We start from the raw sequence: 14,782 nt of genomic DNA on the forward strand, positions 1-14,782 counted from the left end.
GAAGTGGCCAGACATCGTTTAGGCACGCTGCCGCCCTGGGATTCTTTACGTTTAATTCCCGAGACGTAGACATAGGATGGGTGTGGCTTGGCAGTGAGGGTTTTGGTCAGCTGGCTTTGGTGATAGCCTTGGTCGGAACGCTTATTTGAAATTCTTGCTGTAGCAATTTCAGGAGCAGTAGCACTCTGTCTGTTCCGTCGCGGGCCAGGAATATAGCTTCTAGCCAGTGTTCATCACCCCAGAGGATCTGAACCTTATCTCCTTCTTGTATGGACGACTCGGAAGCCTTATCTATGTGGCGTAGCCGTTCGACAACCCTTTCTGGAACTGCCAGTGGCTTTGTGCCAAAGCGCACAATATGACTGACGCCACGTGTCGATCGGATGGGCATCCAGTTGTCGTGTAGCGTATCCAGTTCAATGAATAAATAACCGGGAAACAGGGGTTCCTCCTGGACTTGCCATTGCCCTTTTCTTAGATATTCAACTCTATGCTTCGGCAGCACACAGTTATAATCCTGGCTCTGCAGATGTTCCAGAGCGCGGAAGTCTTGCCTGGGTTTGCATTGCACCAGGTACCAGCGCTTATCAGGCTTCGCATCCATCTTGATCTCCGCGGGGCATTGATCCTGCGATACCAGTCAGTTCTTGTCTGAAAGGTATTCATACTGATAGGAACTGTTTACCCCGTTCCGGTAGTAGTCCGTTGCTCGCCTTTCGACGCCATTGAATATCGCCCCCTTCAGTTCGATTCCATTCTGCTCGAAACGGCGAGCGGTCAATTCGATCTCTCTGCGGGCGTTCTGGCCGAAGCGGATTACGATCAGGCTCGTACCTGCCTGGCGGCCCACGATGGCCGCATCGGTAACCGCCAGAAGGGGAGGGGTATCCAGAATGACCAGGTCATACTGGTTGCTGGCGCTCTCCAACAGGTCAGTGAAGTTTGGGTGCATCAGCAGTTCGGATGGGTTGGGTGGAATCTGCCCCCGGGTGATGACACTGAGGTTTTCCACTTTCGTTGCTTGAACGGCATCATCGAACTCGCACCTTCGAATCAGCAGATCGGAAAGCCCCGGTTGCTCTCTAACTCCCATAACCTTGTGCAGATAGCCTTTGCGCATGTCGACATCAATCAAAAGTACTTTCTGCCCGGCTTGGGCAATGATTGCGGCCAGGTTGGCACAGATGAATGACTTGCCTATCGAGGGGCTGGGACCGGAGATCATCAGGCGGTTGTCGCCCGACTCCAGCATGGCGAAGTGGAGACTCGTGCGCAGGCTGCGTAAAGACTCCACGGCGAGATCGGTTGGGTGGTCTATCGCAAGCAGCGGGGCGGGATTGAAGGGGCCGTTATGTTTCTTGTTCTCTTTGTTTCGCTGGCGTTCTTCCGACTGCTGAAGTGCGCTGTAGGGAATCGAGGCATACACCGGGAGTCCGAGCTGTTCAATCGCTTCCGGATTCTCGATGCCACGGTTCAATGCCCTGCGCAGCAGCACGAGAGCAATGGCGACAAACAGGCCGAGCAATGTCGCGATAGCGACAATCAACATCTTCTTGGGCTTCACCGGCAGGGTGACGTCGACATCGGCCGGATCGATGATGCGTACGTTGCCGACAGCGCCGGCCCGCATGACATCGAGCTCCTGGGCCTTGTTCAGCATTTGCGTATAGATGGCGGTGCTTACTTGCACGTCGCGGGTCAGGCGCAGAAGGTCTTGCTGGGTTTCTGGCAGGGCCTCTACGCGTTTGGCGAGCTCGGATTGCTTGCTGGTCAACTCGCCAATCTGCCGCATCAGTGCCTGATAGGCCGGATGCTGGCGGGTGAACTTGTGGTCCATTTCAGCTTGCTGGAGCTTCAGTTGGGAGATGTTGGTGTCCAGCGCGACTATCTGGTCCAGCAGAGCCTTTGTTTCCAGGCTGATGTCCGCTGATTTGGCGCGGGCCTGATAACCGCTCAGGGCGTTTTCCGACAGCTCCAGGTCATGCCGTACTTCCGGCAGCTGGCCACGCAGGAAGTCAAGACTGGAGGCGGCCTCGGCGGAGGCGCGTTCAACGTTCTGCAGCACGTACTGTTGGCTGATGGCATTGAGGACGGCGAGCGCCTGAGCCGGCTTTTCGTCATCCACTGACAAGGTGAGGATGCCAGACTCCTTGCCTGTCTCGCTGACATTGAGAGCCTGTTGATAATCGAGAGTGGCGCTCAGGCGACGCTCACGGACGACCGTGAACCGCGTTCCGGGGTTCGCGTTCAGTGCTTCGACCTGCAGCTTGACGCCATTGTGCTCGGCGAGCTGGCCGACTTGCCCCTCAACGAGGGTGTTGTCGTCATCATCGAACAGGGTGAATCTGCCCTTTTTGCCTGCGATGAGTTTCAGGTTCTTCTCGAGTAGCGCGTCGGGAACTTCGAGCTGAAAGATCTTCAAGGTCTCCCCGCCCCAGGCAAAGTGGCTCATGCCCAGCAGAGACGTGGCCACGTCACCTTCATGCTCCGGGGTGTAGCGGCGCTGCAGGAAGTTGCCGATCACCGGAAATAGCGACGGCTGGATATCGATATCCAGCTTGAGCGCGTCCACGGCTTTTCCGATCACGCTGCGCGAGGTCAGGAGTTGGATCTCGGTGACTGCCTGAGACTGCGCGCCCAGCAAGTCACTCATGTCCGCTGAGAGTCCAGGAATACCCGGCTTCTTCTGCTCTACCTGGATGGTCGCGGTAGCGCGGTAGATCGGTGCGCTGAGCACGGCATAGGCAGCGCCCACGAGCATGAAGCCGGCCGTGATGCCTGCGATCAGCCACTTGTGATCGATCAGGGTGCCGAACAGGGCGAGCAGGTCGATTTCATCGTCATCGCTGACGGCCGGCGGAAGGGCGGGCGCTTGAGGGTATTGCATGAGAGGCTTCTTGAAGTAGTCAGCGTTGAGGTTGGAGGCGGCGGGACCAGGCATCAGCGCCTTCCTCGATCAGGGAGTACGCATGCTCGAAGGCTGCCGGACACTGGCGGTAGGGATCGGGGATCTCCCGCTCGCTCTGCCATTTACCCAAGAGGAAGGTCTTACCGCGTGATGCCGGTGAAAGCCGGATGACGTCCTGCAGTTGCCGGCGCTCCATGACCAGCACGAGGTCGGAAGCCTTTAGGATTTGCGGCGTCAGTTGCCGTGCCTGATGTTCAGAGGGCTGCTGGTCATGTCGCTGCAGGGTCTCGAGAGCGTTGCGCTCGAACGGGTGACCCACCACAGCGGTAAGGCCAGCAGAGCTGACACGGATGCCAGTACCGGCGAGATTGCGCTGAAGCAGATGTTCAGCTGTCGGGCTGCGGCAGATATTTCCTGCGCAGATAACCAGTACGTTCTTGAACACGCTGACCACCGCTGCGTTGATTGATCGCTACCTATGGGCCGCGAAAATTAAGCCGCGCGTCAGAACGATTCAATGCGTGTTCCCCCCCGTTTGAGGGCTTTAGGAATTCTCTGAGGAGGCTTAAAGGGAATCCCTTCAAATCGCAGGTGAGGGCGGACAATTCTGGTGGCGCAATGCCGCTGCCGTTTGTTGTCCGCGGGATCAATTTCTGCTGGTGGAAGGCGCAGCGAAGAGGCACGAAACGACGGAAAGGCATGCTCCTGCCAGAGGCAGAAGGTCTGGAGGGAGCCTCCGTCGGGCAGAGGGGCTTGGCCTACCCCCAGGGGCAGGCCTCGCGTTCAGCCGGCCGCGAGCTGATTGACGGGATGTTGCGGAGTGAAGCGGGAGTAGAGGTGTTCCAGCGAAGACTGCAGCTGTTCGCCAGAGTGCAGGCGCTGAATGCTCTGGCTATTTCGCGCCAGCTCAGCCAGAGCGGTCGGGTCGCCTTTGGCGAAGGCAATGACCTGTCGTTGTGCCTCCGACAGGTCCTGGGCGGTAGACAGGCCTTCGGCGACGAAGGGGCCGATGCGGCGGAGTGCAATGGGGAGGTCGAGCTTCGCCGCTTCGAGCACCGAGATAGGGAAGCCATCCCAGGCAGCAGTGTGGAAGTACAGGTCGAGCCCTTTCATATGTGCGATGACCTCGCCGCGTGTGCGCCACCCGGTCACTTCGATACCGGCTTGAACCATCTCCGTCATGGCCTGGGCATCCCCGCCACCGATCCATTTGAAGTGCGCAATGTCTGCACAGCTTTGCGCCAGCGCCCGGAAGTACTCATGGCCCTTCTGCCGGCTGATACGCCCAACCATGCCGATCACGGGCTTGCTGGTGAGGCTGCGTACGGCAGGCACTTCCGGCAGGTCGTCGCAGACATTCACCAGTCCCAGGGTGTGCGTCGGTTCGATCAGCTCCCCGGCGATGCGCTGTTCGTCCAGGCCGCAGCCTGCAATCACCGCCGTCCGCTTCGCCAGCAGCGATTCGATGGCCCGATAGGCCTTGAGCATCATTGGATGGTCGCCGCGCAGGAAGGCAAAGCCGTGGGGGGTGTAGACGATCTTCTGTGCGGGGATGAAGGGCAGGGCGCGGATCAGCGCACCGGCATAGGTGCTGTGCAGATGGATGACATCCGGCTGCACACGATCGACGTACGGTTTCACCCGGGCGAGGCTGGAAAGACGGCGGGGCACCAGCTCCATGTGCTTGAACAGGCCCTGACTTTCCTCTCCGGTGGTGTCGCCCTTGCGCACCGAGGCCAGCAGATAGTGCTCATGCTGCTGGGAGTTGAGGATGTAGGAGTTGATGGCCGAGGTGACGCCGCCACCGAAAGACTCGGTGATGTGCAGGATCTTCATAAAGCGATGTAGGCCCCTGGAAAATTACTTGTCGTAACTGGGAGACCAAACAGCTGAATATGGTCTTGCTGGGCTAGAGCGTAGCCTTTTTCATCATGTTTTTGTAAGGTTTTCTGACGCTTTTGTCGGGCCGGCAATGAGTCGTCAAATTACCGGCGAATCCGCAGTCGATCGCCCCAGGGAGCGACCGCAGATTCGATCAGCGAGTACGCGCGCTCGAAGGCATCCGGGCCTTTGCGGTAGGGGTCCGGAATCTCCTGGTCGGTCTGCCACTTGCCCAGCAGGAATGTCTTGCCGCGAGCCTCGGGGGCCAAGCGGATAACGCTCTGGATCTGCGATTGCTCCATCACCAGGACGAGGTTGGCCTCGTGGACCAGTTCGGCGGTGAGCTGGCGGGCGCGATGCGGCTGGGGATGGTGGCCGTGGCGGCGAAGGATGGCGAGGGCGGTGTTGTCGATGGAGTGGCCGACCAGCGCGCTGAGCCCGGCGGAGGCCACGGCGATGTCGCTGCCCTGCAGGGATTCGCGCAGCAGGTGTTCGGCGATGGGGCTGCGGCAGATGTTGCCGACGCAGACGATCAGAATCCTGTTGAACACGAAGGAGCGTCCCTGACCGCGACCGAGGGTAGATCGTCAGAAATCTAACGGTCGCGGTGTAGGGGCGTCAAGCCGCCGGCAGGGAGGGCGGATCAGCCCTGGCCGGCCGCTGGCGGCTCGGCTGGGGCGCTGTCTTCCTGAGGCGGGCGCTCGAGGGCGACCTGGCGGATGGACAGTCGGATCTCCGCCGGCAGCACGCGCTTGGCGGCACCTTCGGCCAGTTCGCCGAGCAGCTCGTGGTAGCTCAGCTTGCCGTGTTCGTCCTTGCGCAGCACGCCTTCGTCCAGCAGGGTCTGGATGAAGTGGCGGAACAGGCTCTTGTCGAAGAACTCCGGGGCATTGAGGCCGTGGAGGACCGACAGGCGCTGAGCCATCACGGTGCAGAGATTTTCCAGTTCCTCGGCGGTGAGCTGCTTCTGCCCGGCGTTGAGTACCAGCGAGATGGACATGTAGAAGCGCTGCAGGGTCTGTGCGATGGCGCGGGCCAGCAGGGTCAGCAGCACGTACTGGCGCGAGCTGGGCGGCGGTCGGATGAAAGTGTCGTTCTCCTGCTTGAGCAGTTCGCTGGCGACCATGGCCTGCAGCCACTGATCGACCACTGCGTCCAGCTCATCCAGGCTCCAGCGGATGAACAGTTCCGCCTGCAGGTACGGGTACAGCGCGCGGGTGTAGCGCAGCAGCTGCTCGCGGCTGATCCGCCCGCTGTTCTGGAAGAAGCTGGCGATCAGCGCCGGCAGGGCGAAGATGTGCAGCACGTTGTTGCGGTAGTAGGTCATCAGCACCGCGTTCTGCTCGTCGAGATAGCAGATACGGCCGAGGGCGTCCTTCTGCTCGCTGAGCAGGTTCATGCTCTTTACGTACTCGATCAGCTCGTGGCCATCGCCCTCGGGCAGCGTGGCGCTGGGCGAGTAGGGCACCTTGCGCAGCAGGTCGAGGTAGAGGTCGATCACCCGAGCCAGGGCGGTTTCGTCCAGGGCCAGGCGGGTGGTGGAGAGCAGCGCCAGGGCGACCAGGTTCACCGGGTTGATCGCCGCAGCGTCGTTGAGATGACGGGCGACGTCGCGAGCCAGGTGGTTGGTGGTTTCCGACAGCCACGCCGGACGGTATTCCGGCCCCAGTTCCTGCTGGCGCCAGTCCGGCTGCTGCTGGTCGAGGAAGTCGTCGAGGTGGATCGGCTCGCCGAAGTTCACCCAGACCTGGCCGAAGCGCTGCTTCAGTGCGCCGACGACCTTGAAGATGTCGAAGATAGACTCCTTCTTCTTCGTCGCGCCGCGCAGTTCGCCCAGGTAGGTTCGGCCTTCGAGCACGCGCTCGTAGCCGATGTACACGGGGACGAAGACGATGGGCCGGCGCGAGTCGCGCAGGAAGCTGCGCAGGGTGATCGCCAGCATCCCGGTGCGCGGGTGCAGCATGCGCCCGGTGCGGGAGCGGCCGCCTTCGACGAAGTACTCGGTGGAGAAACCGCGGCTGAACAGCGTGTGCAGGTATTCGTTGAACACCGCGGTGTACAACTGGTTGCCCTTGAAGCTGCGGCGCATGAAGAAGGCACCGCCACGACGCAGGATCGAGCCCACCACCGGCATGTTGAGGTTGATGCCGGCGGCGATGTGCGGCGGGGTCAGGCCGTTGCGGAACAACAGGTAGGACAGCAGCAGGTAGTCGATGTGGCTGCGGTGGCAGGGCACGTAGACGATCTCGTGGCCCTGGGCGACTTCCTGCACGCGCTCGATGTGGTTGACCTTCACGCCCTCGTAGAGCTTGTTCCAGAACCAGGTCAGGGTCACTTCAAGGAAGCGGATCACCGGGTAGGAAACATCGGCGGCGATCTCGTTGGCGTAGCGCAGGGCGGCGGCCTCGGCCTTGTCCTGGGAGATCTTCTGGGTCTCGCATTCTTCCTGGATTGCCTGGCGCACCAGCGGCGCGCGCAGCAGGCCCTTGACCAGGGTGCGGCGGTGGGAGAGGTCCGGGCCGATTACTGCGGTCTTCTGGTTGCGGAAGTGCACGCGCAGGATGCGCTGGACCATGCGCAGGGTGCGCTCGTGGCCCTTGTTTTGTTCTACCAGCTCGCGCAGGTGGATGGGCGCGGAGAACTGTACGCGGGTCTTGCGGCCGAGGATGAGGATACGTGCCAGTTTGCGCAGGCGGCCGGTGACGGCCCAGTTGTCGGCGAACAGCAGCTTCCAGGCGCTCTTCTCGCTGTCCGGGGATTGGCCCCAGAACACGCTGACCGGAACGATCTGCGCGTCGTCGATGCCGTTCTGGCCGATGGCGCCGAGCATGCGCACCAGCGCTGGCGGCGCGCCGCGCTTGTCCTGGCGGCCGAGCCAGTCGGGCTCGGGCGTCAGGTAGAAGAAGGCCGCCGGCTCGATGGATTCACCCACTGCCACCGGCATCACCGGACGCGGCAGGCCGGCCTTGCGGCACTCGGTATCGACCACGGCAAGGTCGGTCACCGAGGGCTGCTGCAGGACGTAGAGGACCGGTTTGCTGCGGTCGATCTTCAGGCTGAAGGCCGACTGGTTGATGGTTTCCGAGCGCACCCAGAGGTACAGCAGGCGGCGCAGTGCACCAAAACCGAAGCGGCGGAACGGGTAACGAGGCATACAGGCCCTATGGCTGGCGTAGGTAAAACGAGCGATTGCTCAGGCCGGCTAGTTTGCCGGATTAGGCCCCCGCCAGCAAAGTCACGAGCGCTTGGTCGGCGCGGGCGGACACCCCGTGGACTGCGGCTATCCTGCCATTTAGGGGATGACATTCTATGGAGGTTCCGCGATGCGTACGTTCACCTGGGGATGCCTGCTCGCCTTGTCGGTTGTGCTGCCCGTCGCGGCCCAGACCGTTGTCCCGCTCAAGGGCCAGAGCAGCCAGCAGATGCAGCAGGACATGACTGAGTGCAACAGCGTCGCCGCCAACGCGGCGAGCAGCGCCACCACCAGTTCCGACCCGAATGTCGGCGGCCGGGTTCGCGGCGCAGCAAGGGGAGCGGCGGCCGGCGCCGTGGCGGCGGAAGTGCGTGGGCAGCGGCATGATGAGGTTTACGATCGCGCCAGTGACGATGCCAAGCAGCAGTACCGGCAGAACCGCGCTGGCGACGTGGCTGCGGCGGGTGCCGTCGTGGGCGCTTCGCGCCAGCGCCAGGACCGCCGGGAGGATCGCCGCACCCAGAGTGAGGCGCAGAACACTGCCAGTGCCAGCGCCTACAGCGGTTGTCTGCAGGGGCGGGGCTATCAGGTCAGCCCCTGAGCGTGCGAGTCCTGTGATGGTGCACGACTGACGGCACATGAGTGCGGCCAGGGGAGTATTCCATGGCCGTTATTCATCAGGTGCAATGGATTGGCGGACTGCCAATTCAGCAGATAAATGATTGGGCATATTGCCGCGGCAGAAACTGCAGGGCGCACTCCGACTGCGTCTGAAAGACTTTTCCGGAGATCGTTGAAAATGCATCAACGGGAACGAAACTACCCGCCGTAAATGCGCCAAAGTGCGAAAGGGTCCACGTTCGAAACACTTTCGTTACGCAGGGTAACGAGCACCAAAATGGCTCTGCAGGCCCCGAAAAATGGCACTTTGGCCTGATTGGTCATAGGCTCGGGAAGCTGATGAAAAAGTGCTTTTCAGCTGTAACTTTTGATTTATATACTCGGGAGCGCTGTCGCCCTTGGGCGTTATTCGAATTACCTTCCTACGTGCCTTTCGGCGCGGGTCGGATGATAAGGAAAGCGTTCAGCCGGCGACTGCCGAAGTCCTCATTCCCGGGGGCCATCCAAAAATAATAGGCAAGTTGGAGAGTGTGGTAATGGCTGATCGTGAGGTCGGAACCGTCAAGTGGTTCAATGACGCCAAAGGTTATGGATTCATTCAACGCGATAGCGGTCCGGACGTTTTCGTTCACTACCGTGCCATTCGTGGCGATGGTCACCGCTCCCTGGTCGAAGGCCAGAAAGTGGAGTTCTCGGTGATCCAGGGTCAGAAAGGCCTCCAGGCAGAAGACGTGTCGAAGGTCTGAGCCCCCGAAATCAAAGGCCCGTCCAATGGACGGGCCTTTGATTTTCACACTCTGCCAGCGGCGGTTTCAGCCCGTGCGCCAGGTAATCTCTTCGACGCCCGCGGCGGTCACTTTCAGCCAGCGGTCGGCGTCTTCCTCGCCCTGATCCTCGCTCCAGCTGCCCGGTGCGCAGCGCACCTCCACTTCCAGAGCGGCGCAGGCATCGCGAGCGCAGGCGACATCGTCATCCCATGGGGTCTTGTCGCTGTCCAGGAACAGGCTGTTCCACTTGCCCACGGCCTTGGGCAGCCAGGTGGCGGGAATGCTGCCGGCGGTGCACTTGAGGGTCTCGCCCTGGGCGCGCCATTCGGAGCAGGGGCCAAGGGCCTTCTCCAGCCAGGCGCCGACGGCGGCCTGGTCGGCATCCTTGATGTAGATCTCGATATCCGGTTGGCGCATGGCGTCCTCGTCAGGGTTCTTGGCGTTCCAGCCAATCGTAGCGTACCGCGACCGTCACCTCGAAGGGCTCGGCAAGGATGCGCTCGCGCCGCTCGGGGTTGACCCGCCAGCCGTGGGGCGTCATCGCCAGCAGGTGCTCGCGGGCTTCGCGGGTGTGCAGCGGCAGCTTGAAGCTCAGTTGTTCGCTGTGCGCCAGTTCCAGCTCGTCGGGCAGGTCGGCGAGGTGCTTGTCCTCGACGTACTCGCGAACTTCGTCGTACAGGCGCTGGCGCAGTTCCAGCAGGTGATCGCGCGCTGGGCCCAGGCGCAGCACGCCTCCGCCGGGAGTGAGCAGGCGAGCGGCTTCCTTCCAGTCAATCGGACTGAACACGCTGGCCAGCAGTTGGCAGGAAGCATCGGCCAGCGGTACGCGGGCCATGCTGGCGACCATCCAGGTCAGCTGCGGAGCGCGCTTGCAGGCGCGTTTGACAGCCTCGCGGGAGATATCCAGCGCATAGCCGTCGGCCTGCGACAGGGCTTCACCCAGCTGGGCGGTGTAGTAACCCTCGCCGCAACCGATATCCAGCCAGCGCCCCGGAGCGCGCTCAGCGGCCAGCTCTGCCAGGCGTCTGGCCAGCGGGGCATAGTGGCCGGCACCGAGGAAGTGCCGGCGCGCCTCGACCATGGCGGCGTTGTCGCCTGGATCGAGGCTCTTCTTGTGCTGCACCGGCAGCAGGTTCAGGTAACCCTGGCGGGCTCGGTCGAAGCGATGGCCAGCGGAGCAGGCGACACCGTTGTCGACCTCGGTCAGCGCCTCGCGGCACAGCGGGCAGATCAGCATCCTTTCTTCCCTTGCGGCGGCGGCACCAGCGGCTGCGGCAAGTCATTACGCAGCACGGTGGGCAGGGAACGGCGGCGCTGGGCGATCTGGTACACGCGCAGGGAATAACGACGCTCGGCGGCTGGCGCGGGCGGTGGGGTGTCGGGCTGTACGGCGCCCAGGCAGAAGCCTTTGTTCGGTCCACTCATGCCAGCAGTCGCACCAGGGTCTGGTAATAGATTTCGGTCAGTACATCGAGGTCGCTGGCCAGCACGCGTTCGTCCACCTGGTGGATGGTGGCGTTCACCGGGCCGAGCTCGACCACCTGGGTCCCCATGGTGGCAATGAAGCGGCCATCGGAGGTGCCGCCGGAGGTCGACGGCGTGGTCTCGCGGCCGGTGACCGCGCGGATCGCCGCCGCCACGCCATCGAGCAGCTCACCCGGCTGGGTGAGGAACGGCAGGCCGGACAGCGCCCAGTCGATGTGCCAGTCCAGGCCGTGCTTGTCGAGGATCGTCGCGACGCGTTGCTGCAGGCCTTCGACGGTGGATTCGGTGGAGAAGCGGAAGTTGAAGATCACCTTCAGCTCGCCGGGGATCACGTTGGTCGCGCCGGTGCCGCCATTGATGTTGGAGATCTGGAAGCTGGTCGGCGGGAAGTAGTCGTTTCCGTTGTCCCAGTGCTCGGCGGCCAGCTCGGCGAGGGCCGGGGCGGCGAGGTGGATCGGGTTCTTCGCCAGGTGCGGGTAGGCCACGTGGCCCTGCTTGCCGCGCACGCTGAGGGTGGCGCCGAGGGAGCCGCGACGGCCGTTCTTGACGATGTCACCGACCAGGGTGGTGCTCGACGGTTCGCCGACGATGCACCAGTCCAGCCGCTCGTTACGGGCCTTAAGGCGCTCGACCACGGCCTTGGTGCCGTGATGGGCCGGGCCTTCCTCGTCGCTGGTGATCAGGTAGGCGATGCTGCCGCGGTGGTCTGGGTGGTCGGCGACGAAGCGCTCGGTGGCGATGATCATCGACGCCAGGCTGCCTTTCATGTCGGCCGCACCACGGCCGCAGAGCATGCCGTCGGCGTCGATCAGGGCGTCGAACGGCTGGTGCTGCCAGGCCTGCTCGGGGCCGGTGGGGACTACGTCGGTGTGGCCGGCGAAGCACAGCACGGGGCCGTTGGCGCCGTCGCGACCCTGGCGCAGGGCCCAGAAGTTATCCACCTCTTCGATGCGCATGGGCTCCAGGGCGAAGCCGCAGGCATCCAGGCGCTGCATCATCATCTGCTGGCAGTCGGCATCGACCGGTGTGACGGAGGGACGGCGAATCAGCTCGCAGGCGAGGGCCAGTGTCGGCGAGAGGGGCATTGAGGGCATCCTGGGGGTGGAACGGAAAAAGGCGCCCATCTTAAAGCAAAAACGCCGGCGCATGGCCGGCGTTCTTGGTTACGGATGGGCGGTCAGGCCGCCGGTGTCGCCGGGCTGGCTACCGGTGCTTCCTGGGCCTTGGGCGCGGCAGACAGCAGCGCCATCACCAGAGCGGCGAGGTAGGGCAGCGACTGCACCAGCAGCATGGCCACCCAGAACATCATGTCGCGGCTCGGCACGCCCTGCACCAGCACAATGCCCAGCGCCGCGCCCCACAGCAGCAGCATGATGAAGACCTCCTCACGGGCTTCGGCCAGTGCGACCAGCAGGCCGTGGTTGGAGGCCATCTTCGGCGTGCGGAAGAACGGGATGGTCTTGGTGAACGTCCCGTAGAGCACCGCCTTGGCGATAGTGTGGGACAGCGCAAGACCGGCCACCGCCGCCTGGAACGAGCGCAACAGGTCGACGCCCACCGCGCGGCGGTAGAGGAACATGATCTTGCCGAACTTGAAGAAGAACAGCGCCAGCGGCGGGATGGCGAAAATCAGCAGCGGCGGGTCGACCCGCTTGGGCACGATGATCATCGCCGAGGACCAGAGCAGCGCGCCGACGGTGAAGAAGATGTTCATGCCATCGGCGATCCACGGCAGCCAGCCGGCGATGAAGTGGTAGCGCTGGCCGAGGGTGAGCTTGCTGTCCTTGCCCTGGAACAGCGCGCGGGCGTGGCCCTTCATGATCTGGATGGCGCCGTAGGCCCAGCGGAAGCGCTGCTTCTTGTAGTCGATGAAGGTGTCGGGCATCACGCCCTTGCCGAAGCTCTGGTGCGAGTAGGCGGCCGAATAGCCCTTCTCGAACACCCGCAGGCCCAGTTCGGCGTCCTCGCAGATGGTCCAGTCGGCCCATTTCAGCTCGTCCATCACGGTCCGCCGGATCATGGTCATGGTGCCGTGCTGGATGATCGCGTCGCGGTCGTTGCGGGTGACCATGCCGATGTGGAAGAAGCCCTTGTACTCGGCGTAGCAGAGCTTCTTGAAGACGTTTTCCTCGCCGTCGTGGTAGTCCTGCGGGGACTGCACCACGGCGATCTTCGGATCGCTGAAGTGCGGCACCATCTGCTTGAGCCAGTTCGGCTCGACGCAGTAGTCGGCGTCGATCACCGCCACGACTTCGACGTCCGGCGCAGTGTGCGGCAGGATGTAGTTCAGCGCGCCGCCCTTGAAGCCGGCCAGCGGCGCGACGTGGAAGAAGCGGAAGCGTGGGCCGAGGACTTCGCAGTAATCGCGCACCGGTTCCCAGACCGCCGGGTCCTTGGTGTTGTTGTCGATGATCAGGACTTCGAAGTCCGGATAGTCGAGCCTGGACAGCGCATCCAGGGTCTTCTTCATCATCTCCGGTGGTTCGTTGTAGCAGGGCACGTGCACCGAGACCTTGGGCCGGTAGCCGGTATCGGTGAGGACCGGGTCGAACGGCCGGCGGCGCTTGCGTACCCAGACGGTCTCGGCGAGTTCGTGGGCCTCGGTGAGCAGGACGATGAACACGCCCAGCGCGCCGATGCCCAGCAGGCCGCCGACGGTCATGCTGAACCAGGTGCTGTACTGCTGGCTGTAGTCGTAGGCGATCCACACCAGCACCGAGCCGCCGGCGAAGGCGACCACGGTGAGGAAGGTCCGCCCGCGTTGGCGCAGGGCACTGCCATCGATCATCAGCAGGGTCAGGGCGAGCAGCGCCATCACCACCGAGGCGACCGCCAGGGCGCGCCACTGCGGGATGTTCACTACCGGCCCGTCGAAGTTGAACTTCGGTTGGCGCTGGGCGTTGTAGACGCCCCAGTAGGCGCCTACCGAGCCTTCGTCACCGACTTTCCACGGTTGGTCGAAGGCCTCGACGACGAAGTAGTTGTAGCCGCGCTTGTTCAGCGCATTGGTCAGCGTGCGCAGGTAGATGGCCTGGTCTGCCTGGGTGGCGTCGGCGCCGCCGCGCATGCGGCCGTTGCTCGGCCAGCCGACTTCGGCCAGCAGCAGCGGCTTGCGCGGGAACTTGGCGCGCAGTTCCTTGGCGCGCTCGAGGACGAACGGTATGGCATCGTTCATCGCTGTGTATTCCCAGTAGGGCAGCACGTGGGCGGCGATCAGGTCGACGTGCTTGGCCATCTCCGGGTATTTCTCGTAGATGTGCCACTGCTCGGCGGTGGTCACTGGCACCTTCACCGCCTTGCGCACGCGGTCCAGGTAGGCTGTCAGTTGCTCGACCGTGACCTCGCGGCGGAACAGCGCTTCGTTGCCGACTATCACCCGCACCACGCTGCGCGAGTTGTTGGCGATCTCGATGCCGCGCTCGATCTCGGCTTCGTTCTCGGCTTCGTCCGGGCCGATCCAGATGCCGAGGCTGACGCGCATGCCCAGCTCCTCGGCCAGGCGCGGGATATCGGCCAGCGAACCCTTCACCGAGTAGGTGCGGATGTTGTCGGTGCTCTTGGAAACCAGCTCCAGGTCCGAGCGGATCTCGTCGTCGCTGGGGAACTGGTTCTTCTGCGGATTCTGATTCAGGCGGAAGGGCGAGAAGGAGAATCCGGAAATGCTTTCCGGCCAGTCGGGAACGCTGACGGGGCGGTTATAGAGGGCCCAGAAGCCGGTGAAGAGTGCCGCGAGGGCAACGAACACCACCAGGTTGAGGCCGAACTTGCGTGCAGGCATGGTGCGATCGGGTTCCAAAGGGTGGAACGGGGAGGGGCCGGGGCAGTCGCTGTACGGGATAGCCCGGTCGGGGCGCATCCTACCCCGCACTCCGGGGGCTGTACAGGTTGCCGGCGCCGTCCGCCGCGTAGGCGTTCGTGGGCATTTCC

The 14,782-nt window shown here is 63.0% G+C and carries 13 protein-coding genes; 2 read left to right on the forward strand and 11 right to left on the reverse strand.

The window, feature by feature from the left end; genetic code table 11:
• Positions 1–106: 106 nt before the first annotated feature.
• From rfaH to plsB, 6 genes are all read right to left on the reverse strand, one after another.
• Positions 107–604, reverse strand: coding sequence for a transcription/translation regulatory transformer protein RfaH (gene rfaH / locus IB275_RS07915; RefSeq protein ID WP_192289385.1), 498 nt, complete (start codon positions 602–604; stop codon positions 107–109).
• 36 nt (positions 605–640) lie between these two features.
• Entirely contained in the window at positions 641–2,887 is a 2,247-nt protein-coding gene (locus tag IB275_RS07920; protein ID WP_192290623.1) for a polysaccharide biosynthesis tyrosine autokinase, read from the reverse strand.
• Between the two features lie 19 nt (positions 2,888–2,906).
• A complete protein-coding gene (locus tag IB275_RS07925; protein WP_192289383.1) occupies positions 2,907–3,353 on the reverse strand; it encodes a low molecular weight protein-tyrosine-phosphatase in 447 nt (148 codons plus the stop codon).
• Positions 3,354–3,691: 338 nt separating this feature from the next.
• Complete coding sequence (locus IB275_RS07930; protein ID WP_192289381.1) at positions 3,692–4,744, reverse strand: glycosyltransferase family 4 protein; 1,053 nt, start codon at positions 4,742–4,744, stop codon at positions 3,692–3,694.
• A gap of 149 nt (positions 4,745–4,893) precedes the next feature.
• Positions 4,894–5,340 carry a low molecular weight protein-tyrosine-phosphatase gene (locus IB275_RS07935; RefSeq protein ID WP_192289379.1) on the reverse strand — a complete coding sequence of 149 codons (447 nt, stop codon included), beginning with the start codon at positions 5,338–5,340 and terminating at the stop codon, positions 4,894–4,896.
• Between the two features lie 92 nt (positions 5,341–5,432).
• Complete coding sequence (gene plsB / locus IB275_RS07940; RefSeq protein ID WP_192289377.1) at positions 5,433–7,943, reverse strand: glycerol-3-phosphate 1-O-acyltransferase PlsB; 2,511 nt, start codon at positions 7,941–7,943, stop codon at positions 5,433–5,435.
• A gap of 169 nt (positions 7,944–8,112) precedes the next feature.
• Here plsB and IB275_RS07945 point away from each other — a divergent pair, with 169 nt between their 5' ends.
• Entirely contained in the window at positions 8,113–8,583 is a 471-nt protein-coding gene (locus tag IB275_RS07945) for a YMGG-like glycine zipper-containing protein (RefSeq protein WP_192289375.1), read from the forward strand.
• A gap of 556 nt (positions 8,584–9,139) precedes the next feature.
• Positions 9,140–9,349, forward strand: a complete 210-nt coding sequence (locus IB275_RS07950) for a cold-shock protein (RefSeq protein ID WP_045209986.1) — start codon at positions 9,140–9,142, stop codon at positions 9,347–9,349.
• Positions 9,350–9,415: 66 nt separating this feature from the next.
• Here IB275_RS07950 and IB275_RS07955 read toward each other — a convergent pair whose 3' ends face one another.
• The 5 genes from IB275_RS07955 to IB275_RS07975 all read right to left on the reverse strand — a co-directional run bounded on the left by IB275_RS07955 (position 9,416) and on the right by IB275_RS07975 (position 14,633).
• Positions 9,416–9,787, reverse strand: a complete 372-nt coding sequence (locus IB275_RS07955; RefSeq protein ID WP_192289373.1) for a hypothetical protein — start codon at positions 9,785–9,787, stop codon at positions 9,416–9,418.
• Between the two features lie 10 nt (positions 9,788–9,797).
• Positions 9,798–10,607 carry a putative RNA methyltransferase gene (locus IB275_RS07960; RefSeq protein WP_192289371.1) on the reverse strand — a complete coding sequence of 270 codons (810 nt, stop codon included), beginning with the start codon at positions 10,605–10,607 and terminating at the stop codon, positions 9,798–9,800.
• The gene (locus tag IB275_RS07965; RefSeq protein ID WP_081517874.1) at positions 10,601–10,795 is read right to left on the reverse strand and encodes a hypothetical protein; all 195 of its coding nucleotides are present in this window, start codon (positions 10,793–10,795) and stop codon (positions 10,601–10,603) included. Before IB275_RS07965 ends, IB275_RS07960 begins: the two co-directional genes overlap by 7 nt.
• Positions 10,792–11,949, reverse strand: a complete 1,158-nt coding sequence (gene dapE / locus IB275_RS07970) for a succinyl-diaminopimelate desuccinylase (RefSeq protein ID WP_192289369.1) — start codon at positions 11,947–11,949, stop codon at positions 10,792–10,794. The genes IB275_RS07965 and dapE overlap by 4 nt, the downstream gene beginning before the upstream one ends.
• 83 nt (positions 11,950–12,032) lie before the next feature.
• Positions 12,033–14,633, reverse strand: coding sequence for a glycosyltransferase (locus IB275_RS07975; RefSeq protein WP_192289367.1), 2,601 nt, complete (start codon positions 14,631–14,633; stop codon positions 12,033–12,035).
• Positions 14,634–14,782 lie beyond the last annotated feature (149 nt).

Source organism: Pseudomonas sp. PDM21 (genome assembly GCF_014852505.2).
Taxonomy (GTDB): Bacteria; Pseudomonadota; Gammaproteobacteria; order Pseudomonadales; family Pseudomonadaceae; genus Pseudomonas.